The sequence below is a fragment of the Caballeronia mineralivorans PML1(12) genome (genome assembly GCF_001028175.1).
Taxonomy (GTDB): domain Bacteria; phylum Pseudomonadota; class Gammaproteobacteria; order Burkholderiales; family Burkholderiaceae; genus Caballeronia; species Caballeronia mineralivorans.
The window spans coordinates 1-261 of record NZ_AEJF01000321.1 but is presented as its reverse complement, the minus strand read 5'-3'; the positions used below and the strand labels follow the sequence as shown (position 1 = coordinate 261).

Sequence of the window (261 nt, the reverse complement as noted above, 5' to 3'; positions counted from 1 at the left end):
CGCCATGTGGCAAATGGAAGGTCACGGCAAACTGCAATATACCGACGAAGGTTTTCCGTTCCCCATCGATGTGCCGTTTGTCCCCAGCGATAACCCAACCGGTGCCTATCAACGTATTTTCACCCTCAGCGACGGCTGGCAGGGTAAACAGACGCTGATTAAATTTGACGGCGTCGAAACCTATTTTGAAGTCTATGTTAACGGTCAGTATGTGGGTTTCAGCAAGGGCAGTCGCCTGACCGCAGAGTTTGACATCAGCGC

The 261-nt window shown here is 51.7% G+C and carries 1 protein-coding gene; it reads left to right on the top strand.

All coding sequences use genetic code 11. The features are described 5' to 3' along the window. Positions 1–261 (top strand): sugar-binding domain-containing protein (locus tag EOS_RS42850; protein WP_326972990.1); only part of this gene is annotated, 261 nt, incomplete at both ends.